At 65.6% G+C, this 12,399-nt stretch carries 9 protein-coding genes and 1 pseudogene; 3 read left to right on the forward strand and 7 right to left on the reverse strand.

Features of this window, described 5'->3' with window-relative positions; all coding sequences use genetic code 11:
• Positions 1 to 609: pseudogene (locus V7778_RS13520) on the forward strand (hypothetical protein); the annotation flags it as partial.
• Positions 610 to 1,052: 443 nt separating this feature from the next.
• Here the strand turns inward: V7778_RS13520 and V7778_RS13525 are convergent.
• The 3 genes from V7778_RS13525 to V7778_RS13535 form a co-directional block, all read right to left on the reverse strand.
• Positions 1,053 to 2,039 carry a fumarylacetoacetate hydrolase family protein gene (locus V7778_RS13525; protein ID WP_335555994.1) on the reverse strand — a complete coding sequence of 329 codons (987 nt, stop codon included), beginning with the start codon at positions 2,037 to 2,039 and terminating at the stop codon, positions 1,053 to 1,055.
• A gap of 40 nt (positions 2,040 to 2,079) precedes the next feature.
• Positions 2,080 to 3,195, reverse strand: a complete 1,116-nt coding sequence (locus V7778_RS13530; protein WP_335555996.1) for a phospholipase A — start codon at positions 3,193 to 3,195, stop codon at positions 2,080 to 2,082.
• Between the two features lie 139 nt (positions 3,196 to 3,334).
• On the reverse strand, positions 3,335 to 4,051 hold the full coding sequence (locus V7778_RS13535; protein ID WP_335555998.1) for a pseudouridine synthase: 717 nt from the start codon (positions 4,049 to 4,051) through the stop codon (positions 3,335 to 3,337).
• 238 nt (positions 4,052 to 4,289) lie between these two features.
• Between V7778_RS13535 and V7778_RS13540 the strand changes: the two genes are divergently transcribed.
• Positions 4,290 to 4,628, forward strand: a complete 339-nt coding sequence (locus V7778_RS13540; protein WP_335556000.1) for a hypothetical protein — start codon at positions 4,290 to 4,292, stop codon at positions 4,626 to 4,628.
• 421 nt (positions 4,629 to 5,049) lie between these two features.
• Here V7778_RS13540 and V7778_RS13545 read toward each other — a convergent pair whose 3' ends face one another.
• From V7778_RS13545 to V7778_RS13560, 4 genes are all read right to left on the reverse strand, one after another.
• Positions 5,050 to 6,051 (reverse strand): S49 family peptidase, encoded by a 1,002-nt coding sequence (locus V7778_RS13545; protein ID WP_335556002.1) that lies wholly within the window; start codon positions 6,049 to 6,051, stop codon positions 5,050 to 5,052.
• 41 nt (positions 6,052 to 6,092) lie between these two features.
• Positions 6,093 to 6,464 carry a Rieske (2Fe-2S) protein gene (locus tag V7778_RS13550; protein WP_335556211.1) on the reverse strand — a complete coding sequence of 124 codons (372 nt, stop codon included), beginning with the start codon at positions 6,462 to 6,464 and terminating at the stop codon, positions 6,093 to 6,095.
• 2 nt (positions 6,465 to 6,466) lie between these two features.
• Positions 6,467 to 7,126 (reverse strand): HAD-IIIA family hydrolase, encoded by a 660-nt coding sequence (locus tag V7778_RS13555; RefSeq protein WP_335556004.1) that lies wholly within the window; start codon positions 7,124 to 7,126, stop codon positions 6,467 to 6,469.
• A 67-nt stretch (positions 7,127 to 7,193) separates the two neighbouring features.
• Positions 7,194 to 8,177, reverse strand: coding sequence for an RluA family pseudouridine synthase (locus V7778_RS13560; RefSeq protein WP_335556006.1), 984 nt, complete (start codon positions 8,175 to 8,177; stop codon positions 7,194 to 7,196).
• Between the two features lie 939 nt (positions 8,178 to 9,116).
• Here V7778_RS13560 and V7778_RS13565 point away from each other — a divergent pair.
• Positions 9,117 to 12,212: an Rne/Rng family ribonuclease gene (locus V7778_RS13565; RefSeq protein WP_335556007.1), complete on the forward strand. Its 3,096-nt coding sequence runs from the start codon at positions 9,117 to 9,119 to the stop codon at positions 12,210 to 12,212.
• Positions 12,213 to 12,399 lie beyond the last annotated feature (187 nt).

Raw genomic sequence — 12,399 nt, forward strand, 5'->3', positions numbered from 1 at the left:
GGCTACGGCGAGGGCGCGCGCGCCCTGTTCGCCAGCGCGATGGCGCGCAGCTGCCCGGCGCGCCTCGGCGGCCTGGGCGGCGGCTACCTGGGCGAGCTCGACTGGTCACGCCACGAGCGCCTGCTGGGACGGGTGCGCGCCCTGGGCGGCCACCGCGCCACGCTGGCCCAGCACGCGGACAGCCTGGAGCGGCTGGCCGCCGGCGCGAAGGGCGGGCTCAAGCTGGAACTGAACGCGATGGAGGACGCCGCCCGCGCCCAGCTGAAGGCGGTCGACGCCTTCATCGATTCCTTGAAGGTGGGTGAAGCGAGCGACAAGAGCCCGCTGTTCGTGGCGGCGCGCTATCTCGGCCAGGCCGAACGCAGCCAGGGCGCGCTGGTGCTGGACGTGGACCTGCGGCTGGAAGGGATGAGCGTGGTCCGGGACAACTTGTTTACCGGGCAGCGGCTGGCGCTGTCGGGGGTCGCGTTCCTGTGGTACCGGCTGCACGAGGCGGATGGACGGCTGGTGAAGGCGGATGCGGTGAGGAGGATGACGCGGCCGGTGGAAGTGCGGCTGGATGGGGATTCAGCGGGGGATGCGTTTTGGGCGACTACGCCGGTTCGGTGATCGGGGTTTGCATGGGAACTTGGATCCCGGCCTTCGCCGGGATGACGTTGTTTTAAGGTGCGGAGGATATAAGCTGCAGCGGCTTCGGCCCTTTACGTAAGCACGTCATCCCGGCGGAGGCCCACTGCTGTCCGGGATAATCGCTATCTCTGCATTAGCAGGTTTTTGTTTGCAATACCAGCAATGTAAATTACACCAGGGCTACTTTCAGCCACTAGCTCGTCGTTCCGGGACTCGGCGTCCCCTCGGCCGGAACCTAAGCTTGCATGAGTGGCCGCAACGAACGCTAACGGCCAGCAACGGACTTGGGTTCAGTTCACTTCGCCGGAAGTCGCAGGCGCCAGTGGGGCGTACGACGATTTTCAAGCTAGGTGAAATTATCCCGGACAGCAGTGGGCGGAGGCCAGGATCCAAGGCACTCAGCAAACCACCAAAGCCCGCACTCACCTCTCCAGCCGCTTCACCACCTGCTCGATCGCCCCGAACACCGACTTCCCCTTCTCGTCCAGCATCTCGATCCGGATCGTATCCCCGAAGCGCATGAACGGCGTCACCGCCTCCCCGTGCGCGATCATCTCCAGGCAGCGTTGCTCCGCAATGCACGAATACCCCCGCGACGCATCCTTGTTCGACACCGTCCCCGAACCGACGATGCTGCCGGCGCGTACGTTGCGGCTCTTGGCCAGGTGGGCGACCAGCTGGGGGAAATTGAAGACCATGTCCACGCCCGCATCCGGCTGTCCCACCAGGTGGCCGTTCCAGCTCGAGCGCAGCGGCAGGTGGACCTTGCCGCCGCGCCAGGCCTCGCCCAGCTCGTCGGGGGTCACGGCCAGCGGCGCGAAGCTGGTGGCGGGTTTCGACTGCAGGAAGCCGAAGCCCTTGGCCAATTCCTCGGGGATCAGGTTGCGCAGCGAGACATCGTTCGCCAGCATCAGCAGGCGGATCTGGCCGTGCGCCTCGTCCGGCGTCGCGCCCATCGGCACGTCGCCGGTGACCACCGCGACCTCGGCCTCGAAGTCGATGCCCCACTCCTCGTGCGCCAGCACGATATCGTCCCGCGGTCCCAGGAAGTCGTCGCTGCCGCCCTGGTACATCAGGGGATCTTCCCAGAACGAAGCCGGCATCTCGGCGCCGCGCGCGCGGCGCACCAGCTCGACGTGGTTGACGTAGGCCGAGCCGTCGGCCCACTGGTAAGCGCGCGGCAGCGGCGCCATGCAGCGCGCGGGATCGACATCGAAGGGCCGGCGCGCCCTGCCCTCGTTCAGCTGGCGGTACAGCTCGTCGAGCTGCGGGGCGATGAAGCCCCAGTCGTCGAGCGCGGCCTGCAGGGTCGGCGCGATGCCGTCGGCGATGTGGGCGGTCTTGAGGTCGCGCGACACCACGGCCAGCTGGCCGTCGCGGGTGCCGTCGTTAAGGGTGGCAAGTTTCATGGGCGCTCCTGGTGGCGGGAGCGCCATTCTACGGCCCCGCTCAGTACTTGACCACCACGCCGGCGCCGACGCTGCGCTGGAAGTAGTTGTAGTCGATCATGCTCTGGCCATAGCCCGAGAACCAGTGCAGGTAGCCCTTCAGCGGCCCCGCCACCGGGAAGGCCCAGCCCAGCTGGGTCGAGCCTTTATGCGTGTGGAAGTTATGGCGCAGCAGGGCCGTCAGCTCGTGGCCGCCGTGCAGGCGCCAGGAACCGGCCAGCTCGGCGCGGCCCAGGTAGTCGATGATGTCCGGGTTGTTGTCTTCTTCCAGCGATTCGTTCACGCGCTTCCAGACCTTGGCGGTGACCGACAGCGGACCGCGCTCCAGGCCCACCTGGGCATAGAAGCGGTTCCAGCTGCGCGACAGGGTCGAGGATTGGCCGTTCGACTGGTGCACGAAGCCCAGGTTCAGGAAACGCAGGTTGGTGCCCAGGACGCCGACATTCAGCGGCGTCACCACCATCAGCTCGGGCGAGTAATTGGTCTCGCGGAAGGGGCTCGAGGCCTTGTGGTTGCCGGCCTGCCAGAAACTGTTCTGGGTATAGCCGAACCAGACATCGACCGGCTTGTCGAACAGGGTCTCGACCGCCTTCATCTTGAACCCTAGCTGGAATTCCAGCTCGCCCTTCGACAGGCCGCTCTCGATGCCGGCCGCCTCGCGGAACGGCAGGTAGGGCCGGTCGTTGGGCCGGTAGGTGCGGGTAGCGATCAGGTAGTTCGGGTTGTGCGGCCGAAAGGCGAAGGTGCCGCGCTTGTCCCGCGCATCCAGCTCCCAGTGGGCGCTCATGGTATAGCCATTGGCGGCTTCCACCGTCGGGTCGACCGAGGCGGCGACGTCGACCTCGGCCGTGCGCGGCGCGTCGTAGGCCGAATTGGTTGGTGCGGAGGCGCTCGATGCGGCGGCTGCTGCCGCCTGGGCCGAAGCGGCGGCGCTGGCGGCGGCCGGCGCCGCCTGGCTCGCGGCCAGGCGGTCGAAGCATGCCAGGCGCTGGGCGCTGTCGAGCAAGGGCGTGCAGTCCGCCATGGACTGGGGAAGCGATCCGGGCTGGCCCTGGGCCAGGGCGGAACTTGCGAACAGGAAGGAAAGAAGGGAAATCTTGGGGCGATGAACGTGCATGGAGTCTACTTTTCGATAAGGCTAGTGCGCAGCGGCCCTTTCCGGGCCGCCATCCCCACGAGTGTCGCGGAAATTGCTTATCGATGTCGCACGTGTTGCAGCCGTGCACGCACGGCTGCAGGCTGGATGGCCGGGATACTCAGGCGGGCACGAGCAGGTCGAGCTGGGCTTGCTCCAGGAAGCACCACTCGCCTTCGCGCAGGCCGAGCGCTTCCAGGCTCAGGCCTCCGATCTGGGAACGGTGCAGCGCGCCGCAATGATTGCCGGCGGCGGCCAGCATGCGCTTGACCTGGTGGTACTTGCCCTGCTCCAGCACGATCTCGAGCAGGTGCTCGCCCCGCGGAATGCAGGACACCGCCTTCAGCGGCGCCGGTTCGTCGTGCAACTGGACGCCGGCCAGCATCTGTTCGACCAGGCTGTCCGTCACCGGCTCGGCGGTGGTGGCCTGGTAGACCTTGGGCACGTGGCGCTTGGGCGAGGACTGGGCATGGATGAAGGGGCCGTCGTCCGACATCAGCAGCAGGCCGGTGGTGTCGTGGTCGAGCCGGCCGACCGGTTGCACTTCGCGCCAGGTGAACTGTTCCGGCAGCAAGGTGAGCACGCCCGGGTGATGGCTCGGCTTGCGCGAGCACTCGTAGTTGGCCGGCTTGTAGAGGGCGAGATAGACGCGCTCGCGATAGCGCCATTCCTCGTCGAACACGGTCAGGACCAGGTCCTGGGTGTCGAAGGTGGATTTGAAATTGTCCTGGATCTCGCCATTGACGGCGACGTCGCCGTCCTCGATCAAGGCGCGGCAGTATTTGCGGGTACCGAAACCCTGGGATTGCAGGATGCGGTCTAGGGAGAGTTTACTCATGGGGCGAGACTTTAACAGAAGGGCAGAAGGCGCGGAAGCCGCCTGGGAGTTCCCCAATCCGCACACCCGTACACTCTCCCGCAAGGGCAAACATTGCATCCAAACGCACATTTGATAAGCCTCAAGCCGCCAAAGAATGCGGTTGATAGACTTCAAAGCGTTAGGAATTTCCCTAATCGTCCGCCGGAATATTTACTCGGCATATAGGAAAGCAATCTGTAACCAGAGGACAAGCACCGTGAACGATGATCTCGACACAGGACATGGAAAGCTTTCCGCAGCCGACGCCCACCTGGCCCGGCAGCGTCTGGCATCCAGCCATGCCGCGCTCTTCCCCACCCGCCTGGCGCTGGCGCGCTGGCGCTACGGCGGCGAGGTGCCGCATCTGCACGAAGGCGATCCGCCCCTGCGCGGCGCCTGGCATGCGCGCGCCGTGCGCGACTACCAGGCATGGCTCGACCGCGGCGGCTTTGCCCAGCATGACGATGCCTTGCATGCCGACGCCCTGCCTCCGCCCCTGGAGCCGGCCCGTCCCAGCCTCGACGGCGATACCCAGCACCTGGGGACCTGCACATGACATGCATATAAATGGAAACGACGGCCGAAGCCGTCGTTCCAATCCCGAGGGGGAATCACAACCATGAGGAATTGAATTCTCTCGAAACTGCACGGCAGGTGCAGCGGGTAGTGCTCGTGCGTATCGGTCGATAACGAACAGGCTGGTTTAGGTATCTTCCGTCGCGGCAGCAGCTACACACTCACTATAGTCTTTTTGCCACCGGATGCAAGCAAAAATCTCGGCGCAGTATGCTCGACGCAACGACGATTAGAACCTGTCCCAGCAGGTGGGAGGAAAGCAGGTGGGAGGAAGCGCATGGCGATGCATGGGAAGTGCAGGCAAGGCGCGAGGAGGCAGCGTGGCTGGCCACACAACGGCGAGCGATGCGCTGCGCTTGCCAGGCGCGCCAGGAGCGACTCTTGCCTGCTGGGATCAGTTCTTAGTGCAGCTTCGGAAGCGCGCCCCGCGTTGCGGCCTTGACCGCGTTTTCGCCGACCGCAGCGCCGAACTTCTTGAGCACCCGCTCCGGCAGGCCTTCGTGGGCCGTGTAGTCGACGATGTCCTCGGCCTTGACGATGTCGCGCGCCACCGTGTCCACGGTGCCGAAGCCGTCCGCCAGGCCCATCTCGACCGCCTTGGCGCCGGTCCAGTACAGGCCGGAGAAGGTATCCGGGGTTTCCTTCAGGCGCTTGCCGCGCCCGGCGCGCACCACCGAGATGAATTGCTGGTGGATCTCGTTGAGCATGGCCTGGGCGTGCGCCTTGTGCGTGTCGGACTGGGGGCTGAACGGGTCGAGGAAGCCCTTGTTCTCGCCGGCCGTCATCAGGCGCCGCTCGACGCCCAGCTTGTCCATGGTACCGGTAAAGCCGAAGCTGTCCATCAGCACGCCGACCGAGCCGACGATCGAGGCCTTGTTGACGTAGATGCGGTCGGCCGCCGAGGCGATGTAATAACCGCCCGAGGCGCAGATCTCGTCCACCACCACGTACAGCGGCTTGTCCGGATAGCCGCGCTTGAGGCGCTGGATCTCGTCGACGATGATGCCGGCCTGTACCGGGCTGCCGCCGGGGCTGTCGATGCGCAGCACCACCGCCGCCGAGCCGGAGTCCGAGAAGGCCTTGTTCAGCGAAGGAATCACGGTATCGGCCGCGCCGCTGCCTTCCGCTTCGATTTCGCCGTTAATTTCGATCAGCGCGGTGTGGCGACCCAGGTTTTCGTCGCCCGTGGTGCCGAAGTTGAAGTCGTAGTAGGCCCACAGGCCCAGCAGCGCCACGATCAGGAAGCTGAGCTTGAAGAAGATGCCCCAGCGGCGCGCCGCGCGGCGCTCCTGCACCGTGGCGAACACCAGCTTTTCGAGCGTCTCGCGCTCCCAGTTGCCTACCGTCGGGTTGGCGGCAAGGCGGCTGTCGCCCGGGTGGTCGTTGCTGGTGTGGTCGGTCATAAACGCTGTCGTTGTCTGAAGTTCGCCGCAAATCGTTTAGTTTACACGGGCGCCTGGATCTGATGATCCGGCTGCCAGAAAATCTTTCCATCATGCTCGACCACGGCGATCGGCAGCAGCCGGCCGCCACGGCAGGGTCCGCCGGCACAGCGACCGCTTTCGGGCTCGTACACGGCGCCATGGGTCGCGCACATCAGGTACAGGCCGCTGCTTTCGAAGAATACGCCTTCTGTCCAGTCGAGCTCAATGGGCACATGGGCACAACGGTTCAAATAGGCAAATGGTTTACCGTCGAAGCGCACCACGAAGCCGGTCGCGGGCTGTCCATAGACCTGCACCGGGAAGCGCACACCCCTGCCCCCATCAAGCAACACGTCCGCATCGCACACGAACAGGCCCGCTTCCGTGCTCATCGTCATGCGTTCTCGAGCAGCCAGGCATGCAGTTCGGGAATCGAGCGCGCCGAGAACAGCGGCTTGCAAGCCTGCAACTGCTGGACCGGATGCGCGCCGAACTCGACTGCGATACCGGCCGCGCCCGCATTGTTCGCCATCATGAGGTCATGCGTGGTGTCGCCGATCATAACGGTACGGCGCAAGTCCTGCCCCAGCTCCCTGGTCAGCTCTTGCAGCATCGCAGGATGCGGCTTGGAAAATGTCTCATCCGCGCAACGGGTGGCGTCGAAGGTCGACAGCAGGCCGGCCGCGTTGAGGGCGCGGTTCAGGCCCACCCGGCTCTTGCCGGTGGCCACGGCCAGGAAGTAGCCTTCGTTGCCAAGTTCGCTCAACATGTCGCGTACACCCTCGAACAACACCAGTTCATGGTCCTTGGTGAGGAAATGGTAACGGTAGCGCTCGACCATGCGCGGAGTCAGCGCGGGGTCGATGTTCGGCATCACGGCCTGCATCGCTTCCGACAGGCCAAGGCCGATCACGTGGGCGGCCGAGGCGTCGCTGGGCACCGGCAAGCCCAGATCGCGCGCGGCCGACTGGATGCACTTGACGATGGTCGCCGTGCTGTCCATCAGCGTGCCGTCCCAGTCGAAGACGATCAGATCAAATTGTTTTCTTGCCATGTTTAACGGCGGCCCTTGGCCGCCGGTCCTGTGAAATGGGTGGTCGCGGGCTGCCCGGCTGGGCAGCTCATGCGAGTGCTTGCCCCAAGCTTACCAAGAATCGCTCGCACTCCGCCGGAAGCGGCGCGCGCAGGCTGAGCGGCTTGCCGGTGTCCGGGTGGGTGAAGGTGATCTGCCAGGCGTGCAGGAACATGCGGCGCAGCGCACCCCGCTCCGCGTCCGCCTTCTGCAGCCGCTTGTTGAGCGCGAAGTCGCCGTACTTCTCGTCACCCAGGATCGGAAATCCCGAGGACGCCAGGTGCACGCGGATCTGGTGCGTGCGGCCGGTCTTGAGCTCGGCTTCGAGCAGGGCGAAGTCCTGCCACTTGCGCTTCAGGTTGAACACCGTGTGCGCTTCCTGCCCGCCCGCCTGCACCACCACGCGGCGCTCGCCATCCGGCGTCGTAAACTTATGCAGCGGCAACTTGACGTGCTGGCGCTTGTTGGTCCAGTCGCCGAACACGGCGGTCAGGTAGCGCTTGTCGGTCAGGCCGTCCCGCATCTGCATGTGCAGGTTGGTCAGGGCGCTGCGCTTCTTGGCGATCAGGAGCAGGCCCGAGGTTTCGCGGTCGAGGCGGTGCACCAGTTCCAGGAACTTGGCATCTGAACGCGCGGCGCGCAACTGCTCGATCACGCCATACGACACGCCCGAGCCGCCGTGCACGGCGATGCCGGCCGGCTTGTCGATGACGAGCAGGTGGGTATCTTCGAACACGATCGCGAATTCCGCCCCTGGCGCAACCTGGCTGCTGGCCTTCTCGGCCAGGCGGATCGGCGGAATGCGCACCACGTCGCCTGCGTCCAGGCGGTACATCTGGTCGATGCGCCCCTTGTTGACCCGGACTTCGCCCGAGCGCAGGATGCGGTAGATATGGCTCTTGGGTACGCCTTTACAAACTCGCAACAAATAATTGTCAATTCGCTGACCGGCTTCTTCTTCCGAAATCGTCACGAATTGGGCCTGGAGCGCCGGCTGTGATGAAGGGGGAACAACATCGTTCTGTAACGCCATTCTGTCTGTCTTCCCAGAAATTCTCTCTAAGTCCTTCATTTTGAATATATAATCGACAGGCGGCGGTCAAACCTCTGCTGGTGTAAGAAATAAAACGATATTTTACACAGGGGCGCGTTCCACCGGCCCCGCCAATGTGCAAATTCGGTGGAAAAAGAGGAATTCGCGGATAACCGTCGCGAGCGGCAGCAATGTTGGCCGAGCCCCCAAGGGGGTGATGCTCACCGTACGAGGAGTACGGCGAGCATCGCAGGCCGACAGTGCAACGCGCAGCAGGTTAGGCGCGGGTTCCGAATAGTGTACGCACACCCAAAAGGCGGACCAGGGTTGCACCTGCAGTTGTAATCGGGTTGCGCGTCTGGGTGCAGGATTGGATTGTTTGGATTGTTAAGGATAAGTACCGGCAAGCCTCCCGTGGCGGCTCGCCGGTTGATGGCGTCGATAACGCTTGTCGTTTTCGCCCGACCCGATGTAAGCCTCATGCTGAAGGCTTGAGTCAAGGCTGATTGATTTGAAAAAGCTGGAACAACCCTAGCGGGCGGCCACCGATTGGCCGGGACGCGGCGCCGCAGACAGTGCGGCGCGCATCGCAGGCCAACAGTGGCAACGCGCGACAGGTTATTCTTGGCCCGGTCATCGCCTGGCTGTCGAAGTCTTGGTTTGTGTGCTGGCTAAGGTTTGGCTGGTTGTTGCGCACCGCCCTCCCGGCGTCGTGCCAATCCCGAAGGGATGGCAGGCGTCCTGGTCGAGGTTGCGGCGTGCGAAGGCAATGACGTTCGGCTCCATTCGCGCCCTGTTGCGGGCAGCGACGCATCGCGTCGCCGCGCCGCACGCCCCGGGCATTACTCCCTCCAACGCTCCCTTCTTCGCGTATTCCCTGTACTTCGCCGTCCGCAAGGACGGCATTGGCACGGCCCACGGGTCGCGGAGTTTATAAAAATGAAACGTATGTTGTTTAACGCTACGCAGCAAGAGGAGCTGCGCGTAGCGATCGTCGATGGCCAGAAACTGATCGACATCGATATCGAAACGGCCGGACGCGAACAGCGCAAGTCGAATATCTACAAGGGTGTCATCACCCGCATCGAACCCTCCCTCGAAGCTTGCTTCGTCAGCTACGGCGAAGACCGCCACGGCTTCCTCCCCTTCAAAGAAGTTGCCCGCACTTATTTCCGTGACGGCGTCGACGTCCGCAATTGCACCATCAAGGAAGCGCTGCGCGAAGGCCAGGAAATCATGGTCCAGGTCGAGAAGGAAGAGCGCGGCAACAAGGGCGCGGCCCTGACCTCCTTCATCTCGCTGGCCGGCCGCTACCTGGTCCTGATGCCGAACAATCCGCGCGGCGGCGGCGTCTCGCGCCGGGTCGAAGGCGAAGAGCGCCAGGAACTGCGCGAGACCATGGACAAGCTCGACCTGCCGCAAGGCATGTCGGTCATCGCCCGCACCGCCGGCATCGGCCGCAACGTCGAAGAACTGCAGTGGGACCTGAACTACCTGATGCAGCTGTGGCGCGCGATCGAAGGCGCCGGCAAGTCGGCCGCGGGCGCCTTCCTGATCTATCAGGAATCCTCGCTCGTCATCCGCGCCATCCGCGACTACTTCCAGCCGGACATCGGCGAAGTCCTGATCGACACCGACGAGATCTACGAACAGGCCCAGCAGTTCATGAGCCACGTGATGCCCGACATGGCGCACCGCGTGAAGCGCTACAGCGACGACGTGCCGCTGTTCTCGCGTTTCCAGATCGAACACCAGATCGAAACCGCCTACGCGCGCACCGTGCCGCTGCCGTCGGGCGGCGCGATCGTGATCGACCACACCGAAGCCCTGGTCTCGATCGACGTCAACTCGGCCCGCGCCACCCGCGGCTCGGACATCGAGACCACCGCCTTCAACACCAACTGCGAAGCGGCCGACGAAGTGGCCCGCCAGCTGCGCCTGCGCGACCTGGGCGGCCTGATCGTGATCGACTTCATCGACATGGAAGTGGCCAAGAACCAGCGCGAAGTGGAACAGCGCCTCAAGGATGCCCTGCACCATGACCGTGCGCGCGTCCAGATGGGCAAGATCTCGCGCTTCGGCCTGATGGAACTGTCGCGCCAGCGCCTGCGTCCGTCCCTGTCGGAAGGCTCCCACGTGACCTGCCCGCGCTGCTCGGGCACCGGCCACATCCGCGATACCGAATCGTCCGCCCTGCAGGTGCTGCGCATCATCCAGGAAGAAGCGATGAAGGAAAACTCGGCCGCGATCCACGTGCAAGTGCCGGTCGATGTCGCCGCTTTCCTGCTGAACGAAAAACGCGGCGAAGTGCTCAAGATCGAGAACCGCCACCGCATCACGGTGATCCTGATCCCGAACAAGCACCTGGATACCCCGCACTACAAACTCGAGCGCATCAAGCACGACGATCCGCGCCTGGAAGACGCCGCCGCCAGCTACACCATGGCCGAGTCGGCCGACACCGACATGGCCTACGCCAAGCGCCAGAAGGAAGAGCAGAAGCCGCGCCAGGAAGCCGTGGTCAAGACCATCACCCCGGCCCAGCCGGCCCCGATGGTGGACCGCAGCGAAGCCGCCAAGCCGGCCAAGCCGGTGGAAGCCGCGCCGAGCCCGGTGCTCACTCCGGTCGCCGCGCCGGCCGAGCAAGGCTTCTTCGCGCGCCTGCGCAACTTCTTCTTCGGTGCGCCTGCCGCCCCGACCCCGGCCCCGGCGCCGCTGCCGACCGAGAAACCCGCCGCACCGGCGCCCGCCGAACGCGGCGGCGACCGCGGCAACCGTGGCCAGCGTTCGCGCAACGGCCGCACCGGTGGCAAGCAGGGCCGCGAGCGTGACGAGCGCGAGCCGCGCGAAGCACGTGACATCGTTGCCAAGGGCGCGCCGGGCGAAGACGCCGCCAAGGCGCCGGAAGCCGATGCCCGTCCGCCGCGCAAGGAACGCAAGGAACGCCAGCCGCGCGAACCGCGTGAGCAGCTGGACGGCGCAGCACCGCGTGCCGAAGGCGCCGAGCGTCCTGAGCGTGCCGAACGCGGCGAGCGCAAGGAACGTGGCGAACGCCCGGAACGCGCACCGCGCCAGCCGCGTGAGCGCAGCGACCGCGGGGAACGCCTGGCCGCGCCGGCCACCGAAGCCAAGGTCGAGGAACTGAAGCAGCCGCTGGCCGTCGCGGAAACCGAACTGTCGACCTCCACCCCGCACGGCGACGTGCTGGAGCACGCCGTGAAAGTAGCCGTGGCCGGTCCCGGTCCGGATGGCGAGGAACTCGATGGCGAAGGCGGCGACGAGCCGCGCCGCCGTCGCCGCCGTGGTGGCCGCAACCGTAACCGCCGCGACCGCGACCAGGCAGAAGGCGCCGAGAACCTCGACGGCGCGCAAGACGCGCCGGCATTCACCCCGGTAGCGGACGTGGAAGCGGCCAAGGTGGCCGCCGAAGCCAGGCAGCCCGCCAAGCAGGGCGAGCCGGGCCCGTGGCCGTTCCCGACCGCCGCGTCGGTCGCTGCCGCCGCCCAGCCGAAAGCTGAAGCCGCACCCGCGCCTGCCGCAACTCCGGCTCCGGGTCCGGTGGAAGCATCGGCCGCAGCGCCGCAGCACATGTTCCCGACCTCGGCATCGATGGCCGCGGCCCGCGCCGCTGCCGCCGCCGAGCAGGCAGCCGCTGCACCGGCGCCTGCCGCCGAAGCTGCACCCGCACCGGCCCCTGCGCCTGTCGTGGAAGCCGCTCCGGTGGCCGAGCCGGTCGCCGCGGTGGCGGTCGAGCCGGCGCCAGCGCCGGTGTCTGCTCCTGCTCCTGCTCCTGCTCCGGCTCCTGCTCCGGCTCCGGCTCCTGTTTCGGCTCCGGCTCCTGCCGCAGCGCCTGCGGACCTGAACGAGCTGCTGTCGAACGCCGGCCTGCAGCTGGCGTCGACCGATCCGGAAAAACTGCGCGCAGCCCAGGAAGCCGCCGCCCAGGCCCCGGAACCGGTGCGCCCACGCCGCGTGCGCAAGCCGCTGCCGCCGCCGGTGGATGAGCCGCTGATCCAGGTGGATACGCGCCAGTAATCCTGGCGTAGCGTAAAAGGGAAGCTTCGGCTTCCCTTTTTTGTTGACGCTGGTGGTTTGCATGCAAACTTGGGTCCCCGCCTGCGCGGGGATGACGTGTTTAGGGTGCGGGCCACAACCGTGACCTTGCGCTGCGTACGTTTGAACGTCATCCCCGCGAAGGCGGGGACCCAAGTTTCGCTCCGCA

The organism is Massilia sp. DD77, assembly GCF_036961685.1.
Taxonomy (GTDB): domain Bacteria; phylum Pseudomonadota; class Gammaproteobacteria; order Burkholderiales; family Burkholderiaceae_D; genus Telluria.

What these genes read in the sequence shown, in the direction of transcription:
- V7778_RS13525 (WP_335555994.1), bottom strand. Translation starts at nt 2,039, where the DNA reads ATGAAACTTGCCACCCTTAACGACGGCACCCGCGACGGCCAGCTGGCC.
- V7778_RS13530 (WP_335555996.1), bottom strand. Translation starts at nt 3,195, where the DNA reads ATGCACGTTCATCGCCCCAAGATTTCCCTTCTTTCCTTCCTGTTCGCA.
- V7778_RS13535 (WP_335555998.1), bottom strand. Translation starts at nt 4,051, where the DNA reads ATGAGTAAACTCTCCCTAGACCGCATCCTGCAATCCCAGGGTTTCGGT.
- V7778_RS13545 (WP_335556002.1), bottom strand. Translation starts at nt 6,051, where the DNA reads ATGACCGACCACACCAGCAACGACCACCCGGGCGACAGCCGCCTTGCC.
- V7778_RS13550 (WP_335556211.1), bottom strand. Translation starts at nt 6,464, where the DNA reads ATGAGCACGGAAGCGGGCCTGTTCGTGTGCGATGCGGACGTGTTGCTT.
- V7778_RS13555 (WP_335556004.1), bottom strand. Translation starts at nt 7,126, where the DNA reads ATGGCAAGAAAACAATTTGATCTGATCGTCTTCGACTGGGACGGCACG.
- V7778_RS13560 (WP_335556006.1), bottom strand. Translation starts at nt 8,177, where the DNA reads ATGGCGTTACAGAACGATGTTGTTCCCCCTTCATCACAGCCGGCGCTC.
- V7778_RS13565 (WP_335556007.1), top strand. Translation starts at nt 9,117, where the DNA reads ATGAAACGTATGTTGTTTAACGCTACGCAGCAAGAGGAGCTGCGCGTA.